Origin of the sequence: Bradyrhizobium sp. AZCC 1719 (assembly GCF_036924525.1) — a bacterium.
Lineage (GTDB): Bacteria > Pseudomonadota > Alphaproteobacteria > Rhizobiales > Xanthobacteraceae > Bradyrhizobium.
In genome coordinates, this window is sequence record NZ_JAZHRU010000001.1 from 3,082,088 (window position 1) to 3,098,815 (window position 16,728).

The following is a 16,728-nucleotide window of genomic DNA, read 5'->3' on the forward strand; positions in this document are numbered from 1 at the left end:
CTTGGCATCTGGCATGCCACTGACTAGAGTTGGCCGGCAGACTGGCAGGGAACGAGACGTTTCGATGGATCACGACGTACACGACCTACAAAAAGTCCGCTCGTTCGATCATCCGGGCGCGGGACGGAAGCGAGCCAAGGCGACGCCGAAGGGCCGCCAGGTCGACCCCACCGCCGCCCATGAGATCGAGCACCTGCTCGGCGATCGGCCGCGCCGCCGCGACTTGCTGATCGAGCACCTTCACCTGATCCAGGACAAGTATCACCAGATCTCGGCGGCGCATCTGGCGGCGCTTGCCGACGAGATGAAGCTGTCGTTTGCGGAAGTGTTCGAGACCGCGACCTTCTACGCGCATTTCGACGTGGTGAAGGAGGGCGCGCCCGATATCGCGCCGCTGACCATCCGCGTTTGCGATTCGCTGACCTGCGCCATGATGGGCGCGGAAAAGCTGCTGCATGAATTGCAGGACAGTGCCGGCCCCGGCATCCGCGTGGTGCGCGCGCCCTGCGTTGGCCGCTGCGACACCGCGCCCGCCGCCGAAGTCGGCCATCACTTCGTCGATCATGCCACGGTGACGAACGTGCTCGCCGCCGCCAAGGCCGGCGACACTCACGCGCATCTGCCTGACTATACCGACTATGACGCCTATGTCGCCGGCGGCGGCTACAAGCTGCTCAATCGCCTGCGCTCCGGCGCGATGACCAAAGAAGATCTGCTGAAGGCGCTCGACGACGCTTCGCTGCGCGGGCTCGGCGGCGCGGGCTTTCCGACGGGACGCAAATGGCGTGCGGTGCTGGGTGAGCCCGGCCCGCGGCTGATGGCGATCAACGGCGACGAGGGTGAACCCGGCACGTTCAAGGACCGCTTCTATCTCGAAACCGATCCACATCGCTTCATCGAGGGCATGCTGATCGGCGCGCATATCGTCGAAGCGACCGACGTCTATATCTATCTGCGCGACGAATATCCGGCGTCGCGCGAAATCCTCACGCGCGAAATCGCAAAATTGCCGCCCGGCGGTCCTGTGCTGCATATGCGCCGCGGCGCCGGCGCCTATATCTGTGGCGAGGAATCCTCGCTGCTCGAATCGATCGAGGGCAAGCGTGGCTTGCCCAGGCACAAGCCGCCATATCCGTTCCAGGTCGGCCTGTTCGGCCTGCCGACGCTGATCAATAATATCGAGACGCTGTGGTGGGTGCGCGACATCGTCGAGAAGGGCGCCGACTGGTGGAAGAGCCACGGTCGCAACGATCGCCATGGCTTGCGCAGCTATTCGGTCTCGGGCCGCGTGAAAAATCCCGGCATGAAACTGGCGCCGGCCGGCGTCACCGTGCGCGAACTGATCGACGAGTTCTGCGGCGGCATGGCCGACGGCCACACCTTCCACGCCTATCTGCCGGGCGGCGCGTCGGGCGGCATCCTGCCGGCATCGATGGACAACATCCCGCTCGATTTCGGCACGCTGGAAAAATACGGCTGCTTCATCGGCTCCGCCGCTGTCGTCATCCTGTCCGAGCAAGACAGCGTGAAGGGCGCGGCGTTGAACCTGATGAAATTCTTCGAGGATGAAAGCTGCGGCCAGTGCACGCCGTGCCGCGTTGGAACCCAGAAGGCGGCGCTTTTGATGCAGCGGCCGGTCTGGGACCGCGAATTGCTGGACCAATTGAGCCAGGTGATGCGCGACGCCTCGATCTGCGGGCTTGGACAAGCCGCCTCGAACCCGCTGACGTCAGTGATTAAATATTTTCCGGAAGAATTCGTGCCGAAAGAGGCCGCGGAATGACCAAGATCAAGTTCGAACTCGACGGCCAACAGGTCGAGGCCAACGCGGGCGAGACCATCTGGCAGGTGGCAAAACGCCACCAGAAGGAAATCCCGCATCTCTGTTATTCGCCGGAGCCGGACTACCGGCCTGACGGCAATTGCCGCGCCTGCATGGTCGAGATCGAGGGCGAGCGCGTGCTGGCCGCGTCCTGCAAGCGCACGCCGAGCGTCGGCATGAAGGTGAAGACCGAAAGCGCCCGCGCCGTCGCCGCGCAGAAGATGGTGATGGAATTGCTGGTCGCCGACCAGCCGGCGCGCGAGACCTCGCACGATCCCGATTCGAAATTCTGGCACTGGGCCGAAAAGGTCGAGGTGACCGAGAGCCGCTTCCCGGCGGCCGAGCGGTGGCAGGGCGATACCAGCCATCCCGCGATGAGCGTCAATCTCGATGCCTGCATCCAGTGCGGCCTGTGCGTGCGCGCCTGCCGCGAGGTCCAGGTCAACGACGTGATAGGTATGGCCTATCGCAATGCCGGCGCCAAGATCGTGTTCGACTTCGACGACCCCATGGGTGAATCGACCTGCGTCGCCTGCGGCGAGTGCGTGCAGGCCTGCCCGACCGGTGCCTTGATGCCGTCGGTGATGCTGGACGAGAAGCAGACCCGCGTCACCTATGCCGACAAGAAGGTGGATTCGCTCTGCCCGTTCTGCGGCGTCGGCTGCCAGGTCACCTATCAGGTCAAGGACGAGAAGGTCATCTATGCCGAGGGCCGCGACGGCCCGGCCAACCACAACCGGCTCTGCGTCAAGGGTCGTTTTGGTTTTGACTACATCCATCACCCGCATCGGCTGACAAAGCCGCTGGTGCGGCTGCCCAATGCGAAGAAGGATGCCAACGACCAGGTCGATCCGGCCAATCCGTTCACCCATTTCCGCGAAGCTTCGTGGGAGGAGGCGCTGGATATCGCCGCAAAAGGCCTCGTTAAAATTCGCGACGAGAGGGGCGTCAAGGCGCTGGCCGGCTTCGGCTCGGCCAAGGGTTCGAACGAAGAGGCGTATCTGTTCCAGAAGCTGGTGCGCACCGGTTTTGGCTCCAACAATGTCGACCACTGCACGCGGCTCTGCCACGCCTCGTCGGTCGCGGCGCTGATGGAAGGGTTGAATTCCGGTGCGGTGTCCGCGCCGTTTGCTGCCGCGATGGACGCCGAGGTCATCATCGTGATCGGCGCCAACCCGACCGTGAACCATCCGGTCGCCGCGACCTATCTCAAGAACGCGGCCAAGCGCGGTGCCAAGCTGATCGTGATGGACCCGCGCCGGCAGGCGCTGTCGCGCCATGCCTGGCGTCATCTCGCCTTCAAGCCCGGCAGCGACGTCGCCATGCTGAACGCGATGCTCCATACCATCATCACCGAAGGGCTGACCGACCAGCAATATATCGCGGGCTATACCGAAGGCTTTGACGAGCTCGCCGAGCGGATCAAGGAATTCCCGCCGGAGAAGATGGAAGCGATCTGCGGCATTCCAGCCGAGACGCTGAAGGAAGTCGCCCGCGTCTATGCGCGCTCGCAAGCCTCGATCATCTTCTGGGGCATGGGCATCAGCCAGCATATTCACGGCACCGATAACGCGCGCTGCCTGATCGCGCTGGCGCTGACCACAGGTCAGGTCGGCCGTCCCGGCACCGGCCTGCATCCGTTGCGCGGCCAGAACAACGTGCAGGGCGCTTCCGACGCCGGCCTGATTCCGATGTTCCTGCCGGACTACCAGCCGGTCGGACGCACCGATCTGCGCGAGCCTTTCGAGAAGCTCTGGGATCAGGATCTCGACCCTGTGCGCGGCCTCACCGTCGTCGAGATCATGAACGCGATCCATGCTGGCCAGATCAACGGCATGTATATCGAGGGCGAAAACCCCGCGATGTCGGATCCCGACCTGCAGCACGCGCGCGAGGCGCTGGCCAAGCTAGATCATCTGGTGGTGCAGGATCTCTTCGTCACGGAAACGGCGTTCCATGCCGACGTAATCCTGCCGGCGTCTGCGTTCGCCGAAAAGAGCGGCACCTTCACCAATACCGACCGCCGCGTGCAGCTTGCGCGCGAAGTGATCCGTCCGCCGGGCGATGCGCGGCAGGATCTCTGGATCATCCAGGAGATCGGCAAGCGCATGGGCCTGCCGTGGAACTACAACGGCCCGGCTGATGTCTTCACCGAGATGACGCAGGTGATGCCGTCGCTGAAGAACATCAGTTGGGAGCGGCTGGTGCGCGAGGGCGCGGTGACCTATCCGGTCGACGATCCGAACAAGCCCGGCAACGAGATCATTTTCACCACAGGTTTCCCTACCGAAAGTGGCCGCGGGAAAATCGTTCCGGCCAAGGTGATCGCGCCGGACGAGGTGCCCGACGCCGAATATCCGATGGTGCTCTCCACGGGGCGCGTGCTCGAGCACTGGCACACCGGCTCCATGACCCGCCGCGCATCCGTGCTCGATCAGCTAGAACCCGAGGCGGTGGCGTTCATGTCGCCGAAGGATATGCGCAAGCTAGGCGTTTGGCCCGGCGATTTCATCCGCCTGATGACCCGCCGCGGCGCCGTCGACGTCAAGGTACGCTCCGACCGCGACGTGCCCGAGAACATGATCTTCATGCCGTTCTGCTACGCGGAAGCGGCGGCCAACTTGCTGACCAACCCAGCGCTTGATCCGTTCGGAAAGATCCCCGAATTCAAGTTCTGCGCCGTGCGCGCCGAAAAGTTGGCGCTACAGTCGGCGGCGGAGTAGGCGGCCTAAACCGTAGCCCGGATTTCGCCGCATCCAGGCCACTGATCTCTACGTAAAGACGCCTTCCGTGGTCCCTGCCACGGAAGGCGTCTTTATGAGATTCCTATAACGTCGCCATCCTTCCCGTCTCGAAAACCTATGCGCCCGGTGGCACCTCAGGCCGGAACGCACAGCCGTATCTTCGGCTGCGCGGTTCACGTCGCAGAGGAACATCCCATGCTGGACATTGTGATGCTGGCGCTCGCTCTCGGCCTCTTCGTGGCGGGCATTGGCTATGCCTATGTCTGCGAGCGGTTGTGAGGGAGAGCGCCATGATCTTCGATTACTCGCTCGCCGGTCTCGTCTCTCTCGGTCTGCTGTTTTACCTGACTTACGCGCTGCTGCGCCCCGAGCGGTTCTGATCTCACATCCAGAGGTAATCCCATGACCGTCATCGGCTGGTTTCAGATTCTGCTGTACTGCGCGATCGTGGTCGCGCTCGTAAAGCCGCTCGGCTGGTATATGACGCGCGTCTTCAACGGCGAGCGCACACCCCTCACGCCGATCCTGCGGCCGGTCGAGGTTGGGCTATACCGGATCGGCGGCGTCGATGAAAAGCGCGAGCAGCATTGGCTGACCTACACGGTCGCGATGTTGCTGTTCCATGTCGGCGGTTTCCTCGTCATTTACAGCCTGATGCGGCTGCAGGCGCTGCTGCCGTTCAACCCGGCGGGGCAATCTGCCGTAGCCCAGGATTTGTCGTTCAATACCGCGATCTCCTTCATCACCAACACCAACTGGCAGAACTACGGCGGCGAAAGCACGCTGTCGTACCTGACGCAGATGCTGGGCCTGACGCATCAGAACTTCCTGTCGGCCGCGACCGGTATCGCCCTCGCAGTCGCTCTGATCCGCGGCTTCTCGCGCTCCTCGATGCGCACGATCGGCAATTTCTGGGTCGACGTCACGCGCTGCACGCTTTACGTGCTGCTGCCGATCTGCATCGTCTATACGCTGTTCCTGGTGTGGCAGGGCATACCGCAGACGCTCGGCGCCTATGTTGAGGCGACCACACTGGAAGGCGGCAAGCAGACCATCGCGGTCGGCCCTGTCGCTTCGCAGGTCGCTATCAAAATGCTCGGCACCAATGGCGGCGGCTTCTTCAATGCCAATGCCGCACATCCCTTTGAAAACCCCACCGCGCTATCGAACTTCGTGCAGATGATCTCGATCTTTGCGCTCGGCGCGGCGCTGACCAACGTGTTCGGCCGGATGGTCGGCAACCAGCGGCAGGGGTGGGCGATCCTCGGCGTGATGGGCGTGCTCTTCCTTGCCGGCGTCGCCGTCACCTATTGGGCCGAAGCCAACGGCACCTCGACGCTCAATGCGCTCCAACTGACCGGCGGCAACATGGAGGGCAAGGAAGTCCGCTTCGGTATCGTCGCCTCCGCCCTCTTCGCGGTCATTACCACCGCTGCCTCCTGCGGCGCGGTCAATGCCATGCACGACTCCTTCACCGCGCTCGGCGGCATGATCCCGCTGCTCAACATCCAACTCGGCGAAATCATCGTCGGCGGCGTCGGCGCGGGGCTTTACGGCATGCTGCTGTTCGTCGTGCTGGCGATCTTCGTCGCCGGCCTGATGGTCGGCCGCACGCCGGAATTTGTCGGCAAGAAGATCGAGGCGCGCGAGGTCAAGATGGCGATGCTTGCGATCCTGATCCTGCCGCTGATGATTTTGGGCTGGACGGCCGTTGCGGTCGTCTTCCCTGCGGCGGTGGCGTCGATGGCCAATGCCGGTCCGCACGGCTTTACCGAGGTGCTCTATGCCTTCACCTCGGCGACCGGCAATAACGGCTCGGCCTTCGGCGGCCTGACCGGCAATACCTTCTTTTACAATCTGACACTCGCCAGCTCGATGTTCGTCGGCCGCTTCTTCATGATCGTGCCGGCAATGGCGCTGGCGGGGTCGCTTGCGGCCAAGAAATCGATCCCGCCCTCGGCCGGCACGCTGCCGACCACCGGCGGCCTGTTCGTCGGCCTCGTCGTCGGCGTCATCCTGATCATCGGCGGCCTGACCTTCTTCCCGGCGCTGGCGCTGGGGCCGATTGTCGAGCACTTGGCGATGAACGCCAACACCTTGTTCTGATCGAAGCCGTCAGGAGTTACGTCCATGGAAACCATGAAATTGCAGAAAAAGGCGACGGCGTCGGCGATGTTCGATCCGAACATCGTGCTGCCGGCAATCCGCTCGGCCTTTGCAAAACTCGATCCGTGCCTGATGGTGAAGAACCCCGTGATGTTCGTGGTTGAAATCGTGGCCACGCTCACGACCGTGATATTCCTGCGCAATCTGGTGACCGGCGGCGAGAGCCTCGCCTTCACGTTCCAGATCATCCTGTGGCTGTGGTTTACCGTGCTGTTCGCCAACTTTGCCGAGGCCGTTGCCGAAGGCCGAGGCAAGGCGCAGGCTCTGTCGTTGAAGAAGACCCGCACCGAGAGCCAGGCAAAATTGCTGGAAGGTCCCGGCAAGAACTATCGTCTGGTATCCGGCACCAGCCTGAAGGTGGGTGACATCGTCCTGGTCGAGGCCGGCGACAACATCCCCTCTGATGGCGAGGTGATCGAGGGTGTGGCTTCCGTGAACGAGGCCGCGATCACGGGTGAATCCGCGCCTGTAATCCGTGAATCCGGCGGTGACCGTTCGGCGGTGACCGGCGGCACGCAGGTGCTGTCGGACTGGATCCGCGTTCGGATCACGGCGGCGCAAGGCTCGACCTTCATCGACCGCATGATCAAGCTGGTGGAAGGAGCGGAGCGGCAGAAGACGCCGAACGAGATCGCGCTCAATATTCTGCTCGCCGGCCTGACCATCATCTTCGTGTTCGCCACCGTGACGATCCCGAGCTATGCGGCCTATGCCGGTGGCTCGATTTCGGTAGTGGTGCTGGTGGCGCTGTTCGTCACGCTGATTCCGACCACCATTGGCGCGCTGCTGTCGGCGATCGGCATCGCCGGCATGGACCGGCTGGTGCGCTTCAACGTGCTCGCCATGTCCGGCCGTGCGGTGGAGGCCGCCGGCGACGTCGATACGCTCTTGCTGGACAAGACCGGCACCATCACGCTCGGCAACCGACAGGCCACGGCGTTTCGCCCCTTGCGCGGTGTCACCGAACAGGAACTGGCGGATGCGGCGCAGCTCGCCTCGCTCGCCGACGAGACGCCGGAGGGCCGCTCGATCGTCGTGCTGGCGAAAGAGAAATACGGCATCCGCGGCCGCGACATGAAGGAGCTCAACGCGAGCTTCATTCCCTTCACCGCGCAGACGCGCATGAGCGGCATCGACGCCGGCTCATCGTCGGTGCGCAAGGGCGCTGTGGATGCGATCCTGAATTACGTCGATGGTGGTGGCGCGATCCGCGCGGTCGCTTCCGGGAATGCGGTGCGCGCCGTGTCGGGCGTCCTCTCGGAGGCGGCCCGCGAGATCCAGGCGATTTCCGACGAGGTCTCGAAAGCCGGCGGCACGCCGCTGGCGGTCGCCAAAGACGGCAAATTGCTCGGCGTCGTGCATCTGAAGGACATCGTCAAGGGCGGCATCCGGGAGCGCTTTGCAGAATTGCGCCGCATGGGCATCCGCACCGTGATGATCACCGGCGACAATCCGATGACCGCAGCCGCCATCGCGGCCGAGGCCGGCGTCGACGATTTCCTTGCCCAGGCAACGCCGGAAGACAAGCTGAAGCTGATCCGCGACGAGCAGGCCAGGGGCAAGCTGGTGGCAATGTGCGGCGACGGCACCAACGACGCGCCGGCGCTGGCACAGGCGGACGTCGGCGTCGCCATGAACACCGGCACGCAGGCGGCGCGCGAGGCCGGCAACATGGTCGATCTCGATTCCAATCCGACCAAGCTGATCGAGGTGGTCGAGATCGGCAAGCAGCTTCTGATGACGCGCGGCGCGCTGACCACGTTCTCGATCGCCAACGACGTCGCAAAGTATTTCGCCATCATCCCGGCGATGTTCCTGGCATTCTATCCGCAGCTCGAAGTGCTCAACGTCATGCACCTGGCAAGCCCGCAGAGCGCCATCCTGTCGGCGATCATCTTCAACGCGCTCATCATCATCGCGCTGATCCCGCTGGCCCTGAAAGGCGTCGCCTATCGCGCCGTCGGGGCGGGGGCGCTTCTGCGCCGTAACCTGCTGATCTACGGTTTGGGCGGCATCATCGTTCCCTTTATCGGCATCAAAGCGATCGACCTTGCGGTTGTGGCTTTGCATCTGGCCTAACCCCGTCATTGCGAGCGAAGCGAAGCAATCCATATCACCGCGTCAAGAAAGCTGGATTGCTTCGTCGCTTCGCTCCTCGCAATGACGAAAACACTTACGGAGACCCACCATGCTTCGCGAAATCCGTCCCGCGATCCTCATCCTGCTGCTGCTCACCGCGATTACCGGTCTTGCCTATCCACTCGCCATGACCGCCATCGCCGGCGCGATCTTTCCGAAACAAGCGCAAGGCAGCCTGATTGAAAAGGATGGTAAGGTGATCGGCTCCGCGCTGATCGGACAGGAGTTCAAGGAAGACAAATATTTCCACGGCCGCCCGTCCGCGACTGTTGCGCCGGACCTGGCCGATCCGACCAAGACGGTCCCTGCGCCTTATAACGCTGCCAGTTCCGGCGGCTCCAATTTGGGTCCAACCAGCAAGGCGCTGGCCGACCGGATCAAGGAAGACGTCGAAAAGCTTAGGACGGAAAATCCTTCCGCGCCCGTGCCGGTCGATCTCGTCACCACCTCCGGCAGCGGGCTCGATCCGGATATCTCGCCTGAGGGCGCGCTATTCCAGGTCCCGCGGATCGCAAAAGCCCGCAACCTGCCGGAGGCGCGCGTCCGTCAACTGGTCATGGAGCACGTGCAGGGCCGCATGGCAGGATTGCTAGGCGAGCCTCGTGTTAACGTATTGGCTCTGAATCTGGCGCTGGACCAGGTCACCAAATGAGACCGGCTAGGCTCACCCCGGTGTGAAGGGCTATATTGCCGCATGGTCCAAGCCCGCCGCGATCCCGACCAACGTCCTTCGCCGGAAGCCCTGCTGGAAGCAGCGCGGCGCGAGGAGAGCCGCGCCGGCAAGCTCAAGATTTTCGTCGGCGCCGCGCCCGGCGTCGGCAAGACCTATGAGATGTTGCAGAGCGCCCACGCCAAGAAGAAGGCGGGCGCCGATGTCGTGATCGGCATCGTCGAAACCCACGGCCGGGCTGAAACCGAAGTGCTTCTGAACGGCCTCGAGGTGCTGCCGCGCCGACGGCTTGTCTACAAGGAGCAGACGCTCGAGGAGATGGATCTGGATGCGCTGATCGCGCGGCGGCCGCAGATCGCGCTTGTGGATGAGCTCGCTCACACCAATGTGCCCGGCAGCCGTCATCCCAAGCGCTATCTCGACGTCGAGGAATTGCTGTCCCACGGCATCGACGTCTATACGGCAGTCAATATCCAGCACATCGAGAGCCTCAACGACGTGGTCGCGCAGATCACGCATGTGCGGGTCCGCGAGACGGTGCCGGATTCCGTGTTCGACCGCGCCGACGCCATTGAGCTGATCGACCTCACGCCCGACGATCTGATCCAGCGGCTGAAGGAGGGCAAGGTCTACGTTCCCAAACAGGCCGAGCGCGCGCTGGAGCATTATTTCTCGCCGGGCAACCTGACCGCGCTGCGCGAGCTGGCGCTGCGGCGCACCGCCGAGCGCGTCGACGAGCAGTTGCTCACCCATATGCAGGCCAATGCCATAGCAGGTCCCTGGGCGGCGGGCGAGCGCATCCTGGTTTGCGTCAGCGAGGATCCGCGTGCGGCCGGGCTGGTGCGCTATACCAAGCGGCTGGCGGACCGGCTGCACGCGCAATGGACCGCTGTCAGCATCGAGACTCGGCGCAGCCTGCAACTCACCGACGAGCAGCGCGACCGGCTGGCCGATACCATGCGGCTGGCGGAAGCGCTCGGGGGCGAGGCGCTGACCATTCCCGGCGTCGGCCGCCGCATCGCCGACGACGTCATCCATTTCGCGCACGCCAATAATGTCACGCAGATCATCATCGGCAAGTCGACCCGCTCCTGGTGGTTCGAGCTGACGCGCGGTTCTGTCGTGCACGATCTGGTGCGCCGCGCCGGCCATATCAGCGTCCACGTCATCCCCGGCGACGAACAGGGGGTGGCGAAAGCGGCGGTGCAGACCGCGGCGCGGCAGGAGCCGTTCAACCTGCGGCCCTACATGATGGCGCTGCTGTTCGTCGCGATCGGTCTCGGCGCTGCCGAACTGATCCAACCGATGTTCGCTGGCATCGAGAACGTCGATCTCGTCTTTCTCACCGCGGTGGTCGGCGTCGCCGTTCGCTACGGGCTATGGCCATCGCTGCTGGCGAGCGTCGCGGCGTCGCTATGTTACAATTTCTTCTTCATGCCGCCGTTCTATACCTTCACCATCGCCGATCCGACCAACGTCGCCGCCTTCTTCTTCTTCATGCTGATTGCGCTGTTGGTCTCCAATGTCGCGGCACGGGTGCGCTCTCAGGCCGACACCGCGATCGGCCGGGTGCGCACCACCGAATCGCTCTATGCCTTCAGCCGCAAGCTCGCGGGCACCGCGACGCTGGACGACGTGCTGTGGGCGACGGCCTATCAGACCGCGCTGATGCTGAAGGTGAGGGTGGTGCTGCTGTTGCCGGAGGACGGCGTGCTCACCGTGAAGTCGGGCTATCCGCCCGAGGATCAACTGGACGAGGCCGACCTTGCCGCCGCCAAATGGGCCTGGGATAACGACCGTGCGGCCGGGCGCGGCTCGGATACGCTGCCGGGCGCCAAACGGCTGTTCCTGCCGATGCGAACCGGGCGCGGCGCGATCGGCGTCATCGGTATCGACGACGATCGCACGGGTCCGTTGCTGACGCCGGATCAGCGCCGCCTGCTGGATGCGCTGGTCGATCAGGGCGCGCTGGCGATCGAGCGCGTGCTGTTGGTGGAGGACATGGACCGGGTCAAGCGCACGGTGGAATCCGACCGGCTGCGCGGCGCGCTCTTGACCTCGATCTCTCATGATCTGAAGACGCCGTTGGCCTCGGTGCTCGGCGCCGCTTCCACCTTGCGCGATCTCGGCTCCAGCCTCAACGACGCGCAGAAGAACGAACTTCTCGCCACCATGATCGACGAATCCGAGCGCCTCAATCGCTTCATCGCCAATCTGCTCGACATGACCAAGCTGGAGTCCGGGGCGATCGTGCCGAATACCGCGCGGCATGACGTCTCCGAGATCGTCGGCAGCACGCTGCGCCGCGCGAGCAAGATACTCTTGCATCACAAGGTGTCACTGGAGCTCAGCCCCAATCTGCCGATGCTGGAGCTGGATGCGGTTCTGTTCGAACAGGTATTGTTCAATTTGCTCGACAACGCGGCCAAATATGCGCCGGCCGGCACCACGATTTCGATCCGGGGAATGCGCGATCAGGCAAGTGTGTTGCTGCAGATCCTCGACGAAGGCAGCGGTATTCCGCCTGCGGAGGTGGAAAGCGTGTTCGACAAATTCTATCGCGCTCAAAAGGGCGACCACGTCCGTGCCGGCACCGGGCTGGGGCTCGCCATCTCGCGCGGTTTCGTCGAGGCGATGCATGGCACGATATCGGCCGCCAATCGTGCCGATCGCTCTGGAGCCATTATCACTATTCGACTGCCCGTCCCGGACTCCGATAGCGCGCTGGATACCGCCGCATGAACGCCGCCCAGATCAAGGTTTTGGTGATCGATGACGAGCCGCCGATCCGCAAATTGCTGCGGATGGGGCTGAGCACGCAGGGCTACGACATCCTCGAAGCCTCCAATGGCAAGATCGCGCTGGAGAAGCTCGCGGAAGGCCCGGCGCTGATCATCCTCGATCTTGGCCTGCCCGACATCCAGGGCCACGATCTCTTGCGAATGATCCGCGGCCGCAACGAGAGCGTGCCGATCGTGGTGCTGTCGAGCCGCGGCGACGAGGCCGGCAAGGTGCAGGCGCTCGACCTCGGCGCCGACGATTATCTGACCAAGCCGTTCGGCATGGACGAATTGCTCGCGCGGATGCGCGCAGCGCTCCGGCACCAATTGCAGGTGCAGGGCGAGCGGCCGGTATTCCGCGCAGGCGATCTCTCGGTCGATCTGGTGCGCCGCATCATCAAGGTCGGCGAGCGCGAAGTAAAGCTCTCGCCGAAGGAATACGAATTGCTGCGCGTGCTGGTGCAGCATGCCGGGAAGGTGCTGACCCATCGCTTCCTGTTGAAGGAGCTGTGGGACGAACTGACGGATGCGCAATATCTGCGCGTCTATGTCCGCCAGCTCCGCCAGAAGATCGAAGCCGATCCTGAGCGCCCGCAATTCGTGCTGACCGAGACGGGGATTGGGTATCGGTTGCGCGCACCGGATTGATAATACCTCCGATGGCGGAGATCCCCCGCCTTTGATCGGTCGCGCGGAGTCGCTTGCCGCGTGCGGCATCATCATGAAGTGGTATGCTTCCCTGCAGAAGCTGACCCGGGTTGGACCTTGCACCCAGGTGGTTCAAAGAAGGAGGGCGCACGGTCATGGCTGAGAGCGTCATGTATCACGAAGGCAACAGGCAATTGCAGGACCGGTTCGACAGCCGCCGGATTTCGGACCGGCTGGAAGAGAAGCTGATGCGCAAGGAATTTTCGGCCGACGACAAGCAGTTCATCGAAGGCCTGCCCTATTTCTTCCTGGCGACGGCCGATGCCGAAGGCCGGCCCGATTGCTCGTTCAAGGGCGGGGCGCCAGGGTTTGTGCGCATCACCGGGCCTTGCGAGCTCGCATTTCCCGACTATGACGGCAACGGCATGTTCAAGAGTCTCGGCAACATCGTCGTCAATCCAGATGTCGGCCTGCTGTTCATCGCCATGCATGGAAAGCCGCGGCGCTTGCGGGTCAACGGCCGCGCCAGCGTGAGCGACAGCGATCCGCTGCTGTCGGAGACCGTCGGTGCGCAGCTCATCGTTCGCGTCACCGCGCGCGCGATCTTCCCGAACTGTCCGCGCTATATTCCGACGATGAGTTCGATCGAGCCGTCGATCTATGTGCCTCAAGCCGGACAGGACGCGCCGGAGCCGGCGTGGAAGGGCTTTGCGGATTTCAAGGACTGCATCCATCCGCGGCAGCCGACATTCAAGGGCTAAAGGGCGATCTCCGGGTGATCTAGTGTCCAATGAGATTAGGTTCAGTCGATCGCCTGCTACGCTGGCTGTTGACGGCTACTTTGCATGGGGTTGTTTTCGATATTTTGTTTGGGCGGTCAGCGCAGCATCGGGCCGAACCTGATCTCATCATGCTCTAGTGTCCCGAGTCACAAGTTCGCAATCTTAGAGTCGCGTTAGATTCGCGTCGCTGTGCCAAAGGAAGGGCAAACAGCGACGGAGCATCCAATGGCGGTCCAGCGACTTGTCCCCCTGATATTGAGCGATGATGAGCGTGCCGAACTGAAGTCGCTGACCATGCGGCGGAAGACGGCGCAGGCGCTGGCTCTGAGAGCCCGGATCGTGCTGACCTGTGCGGAAGGCGGCCAGAACAAGGAAGTGGCAACCAAGCTGGGCCTGGACCGGGCGACGGTAGGAAAGTGGCGGCGGCGTTTTGTGGAGCAGCGTGTGGCCGGGTTGTATGACGAACCACGCTCCGGAGCGCCACGCACGATTGACGATGCCCGCATCGAAGCTGTGATCGTGCGGACGCTGGAGAGCTGCCCCGAGAACGCCACCCATTGGAGTTCTCGCGGCATGGCGAAGGCCAGCGGCCTGTCGGTGTCGACGGTGCAACGCATCTGGCGGGCCTTCGGGCTCCAGCCGCACCGGCTGGAGACGTTCAAGCTCTCGACCGATCCGAACTTCGTGGCCAAGGTGCGCGACGTCGTGGGCCTTTACGTCTCGCCGCCGGAGCACGCCATCGTCCTGTGTGTGGATGAGAAGTCTCAAATCCAGGCGCTGGACCGCAGTCAGCCGATGCTGCCGATGCGTCCCGGCCAGCCGGCCCGAAGGAGCCACGACTACAGAAGGCACGGCACCACATCGCTGTTCGCCGCCCTCGACATTGCGACCGGACGGGTCATCGGCAAGTGTTACGGACGGCACCGTGCCGCCGAGTTCCGCAAGTTCCTCGATGAGATCGAGGCCGCCGTGCCGCGCGAACTCGACGTCCATCTCGTCATGGATAACTACGCTACGCACAAGACTCCGCTGATCCGGCGATGGCTGGCCAAAAGGCCGCGTTGGCACGTGCACCTGACCCCGACCAGTTCGTCATGGCTCAATCAGGTCGAGCGCTTCTTCGCGCTCCTCACGGATCAGAAGATTAGGCGCGGCGTCTACCGCAGTGTCGCCGCCCTCAGGGCTGACATCACTTCGTTCATCGACCGACACAATGCCGATCCCAAGCCGTTCCGATGGACCAAATCAGCCGATGACATCCTTGCTTCCATCGAGCGCTTCTGCCGATACAATGTCTCGGCCAACCACGCCCAGATGTTGCGAACTTCTGGTTCAGGACACTAGATCGCCGTCATCTCGCCCTTGGTGCAGGCGTCCCGCAGCTTGAATTTCTGGATCTTGCCCGATCCGGTCAGCGGGAATGCATCCACGACGTACCAGTGCTTTGGCGTCTTGTGCGGGGCGAGCGAGGCGCGCATGTAGGTGATCAGCTCTTCCTTGTCGATCGCGGCGCCGGGCGCCGGGCGGATGAAGGCTGCGACCTCTTCGCCCCATTTCTCGTGGGGAAGGCCGATGACGGCGACTTCGCCGACCTTGGGGTGCTTGAACAGCAACTCTTCCAGCTCGCGCGGATAGATGTTTTCGCCGCCACGGATGATCATGTCCTTCAGCCGGCCTTCCACGGTGCAGTAGCCGCGCGCGTCCATCGCGCAGAGATCGCCGGTGTGCAGCCAGCCGTCGGCGTCGATCGCAGCCGCAGTCGCATCAGGCATTTCGAAGTAGCCGATCATGACGTGATAGCCGCGGGTGCAGAACTCGCCGATCGTGCCGATCGGAACGGTCTCGCCGGTGTTGGGGTCGATGATCTTGGTTTCCATATTGGGCAGCGGCAGGCCGATCGTGTTGGCCTTGTCCTCGACGCTGTCATGGGTGCGGGTCTGCGCTGCGACGGGAGAGCACTCGGTCTGGCCGAAAACAATCGTAAAGGGTGCGCCGAGCTTTTCCTCCAGGAGCCGCACCAGCGAGGCCGGCACTGTCGAGCCGCCGGAGCAGATCGCCTTGACGGAGGACAGATCGGTCGCCGCGAATGTCGGGTGCTCCAGCATCGCAACCAGCATGGTGGGCACGCCGAGCATGGCGTTGCCGCGATAGGTCCCGAGCATCTCCAGCACGAGGCCGGGCTCGAAGGCCTCGACCAGCACCTGGGTTGCGGCTTTCGATACCGCGCCGATCACGCAGCAGACGCACCCGCCGGTATGAAACAAGGGCATCGTGGTGACGAAGACGTCGCCGTCGTCGACGCCCATCCGGTCGGCGGTATCGGCACCGTTGTTCAGCAGCCCGCGATGGCGGAGCAGGGCGCCTTTCGGAAAGCCGGTCGTGCCCGACGTATACTGGATCATGACGGGATCGTCGGGGCTGACGGCCGGCAGGTTGATGCCCTCGTCGTCGCCAGCCGCGATGAAGGCATTCCAGTCGTCGAAGCAGATGATCTCGCGCAGCTCGGGGCAGTTCGGCGCCACCGCCTGCACGGTCTCCAGCATCGGATTGCCGCGAAAACCGTTGACGACGAAGACGCCCGCCGAGCGCGACTGCTTCAGCACATATTCCACTTCTCGGGCGCGAAAGGCCGGGTTGACGGTGACGAGGATCATGCCCGCCATGCCGGCTCCAAATTCGAGCATCATCCATTCCGGGATGTTCTGCGCCCAGACGGCAATGCGCTCGCCGGGCTTGAAGCGCGACAGCAGCGCGCGGGCGGTGCGCTGGGCTTCGCGATAGAACTGTGTGTAGGTCCATTGCCGCCGCTGCGCCGGGTCAGGCACGCCCGCGATCAGGGCGAGGCGATCGGGCGCGGCCTCAGCCGCCTTGCGCAAGAGATCGCCGAATGTCATCTCCCGTACCGCAGGCGTGGTCGGTCCAGCGACGTGCGACTTCGTCAATGCCATGCATTCCTCCCCGGTCCGGCGCCGTTATC

12 protein-coding genes are annotated in these 16,728 nt (G+C 63.5%); 11 read left to right on the forward strand and 1 reads right to left on the reverse strand.

Annotation, left to right across the window (positions count from 1 at the left end; genetic code table 11):
* Positions 1–64 precede the first annotated feature (64 nt).
* The 11 genes from V1292_RS14610 to V1292_RS14660 all read left to right on the forward strand — a co-directional run bounded on the left by V1292_RS14610 (position 65) and on the right by V1292_RS14660 (position 15,095).
* A complete protein-coding gene (locus tag V1292_RS14610; RefSeq protein WP_334373415.1) occupies positions 65–1,783 on the forward strand; it encodes an NADH-ubiquinone oxidoreductase-F iron-sulfur binding region domain-containing protein in 1,719 nt (572 codons plus the stop codon).
* Positions 1,780–4,545, forward strand: coding sequence for a formate dehydrogenase subunit alpha (gene fdhF, locus V1292_RS14615; protein WP_334373416.1), 2,766 nt, complete (start codon positions 1,780–1,782; stop codon positions 4,543–4,545). Before V1292_RS14610 ends, fdhF begins: the two co-directional genes overlap by 4 nt.
* Positions 4,546–4,683: 138 nt before the next feature.
* Positions 4,684–4,845 (forward strand): hypothetical protein, encoded by a 162-nt coding sequence (locus V1292_RS14620; RefSeq protein WP_213288518.1) that lies wholly within the window; start codon positions 4,684–4,686, stop codon positions 4,843–4,845.
* An 11-nt stretch (positions 4,846–4,856) separates the two neighbouring features.
* On the forward strand, positions 4,857–4,946 hold the full coding sequence (locus tag V1292_RS14625; protein WP_016846764.1) for a K(+)-transporting ATPase subunit F: 90 nt from the start codon (positions 4,857–4,859) through the stop codon (positions 4,944–4,946).
* A 22-nt stretch (positions 4,947–4,968) separates the two neighbouring features.
* A complete protein-coding gene (kdpA, locus tag V1292_RS14630) occupies positions 4,969–6,672 on the forward strand; it encodes a potassium-transporting ATPase subunit KdpA (RefSeq protein ID WP_334373417.1) in 1,704 nt (567 codons plus the stop codon).
* Positions 6,673–6,696: 24 nt separating this feature from the next.
* Positions 6,697–8,811: a potassium-transporting ATPase subunit KdpB gene (gene kdpB, locus V1292_RS14635; RefSeq protein ID WP_334373419.1), complete on the forward strand. Its 2,115-nt coding sequence runs from the start codon at positions 6,697–6,699 to the stop codon at positions 8,809–8,811.
* 109 nt (positions 8,812–8,920) lie between these two features.
* Positions 8,921–9,523, forward strand: a complete 603-nt coding sequence (locus V1292_RS14640) for a K(+)-transporting ATPase subunit C (RefSeq protein WP_334373420.1) — start codon at positions 8,921–8,923, stop codon at positions 9,521–9,523.
* Positions 9,524–9,565: 42 nt separating this feature from the next.
* Positions 9,566–12,283 carry a sensor histidine kinase KdpD gene (locus V1292_RS14645; RefSeq protein ID WP_334373421.1) on the forward strand — a complete coding sequence of 906 codons (2,718 nt, stop codon included), beginning with the start codon at positions 9,566–9,568 and terminating at the stop codon, positions 12,281–12,283.
* Positions 12,280–12,969, forward strand: coding sequence for a response regulator transcription factor (locus V1292_RS14650; protein ID WP_334373423.1), 690 nt, complete (start codon positions 12,280–12,282; stop codon positions 12,967–12,969). Before V1292_RS14645 ends, V1292_RS14650 begins: the two co-directional genes overlap by 4 nt.
* A 155-nt stretch (positions 12,970–13,124) precedes the next feature.
* Entirely contained in the window at positions 13,125–13,730 is a 606-nt protein-coding gene (locus V1292_RS14655) for a pyridoxamine 5'-phosphate oxidase family protein (RefSeq protein WP_334373425.1), read from the forward strand.
* 246 nt (positions 13,731–13,976) lie between these two features.
* The gene (locus V1292_RS14660) at positions 13,977–15,095 is read left to right on the forward strand and encodes an IS630 family transposase (protein WP_334372408.1); all 1,119 of its coding nucleotides are present in this window, start codon (positions 13,977–13,979) and stop codon (positions 15,093–15,095) included.
* Here the strand turns inward: V1292_RS14660 and V1292_RS14665 are convergent.
* On the reverse strand, positions 15,092–16,699 hold the full coding sequence (locus V1292_RS14665) for an AMP-binding protein (protein WP_334373427.1): 1,608 nt from the start codon (positions 16,697–16,699) through the stop codon (positions 15,092–15,094). The two genes, V1292_RS14660 and V1292_RS14665, sit on opposite strands and share 4 nt — an antisense overlap.
* Positions 16,700–16,728 lie beyond the last annotated feature (29 nt).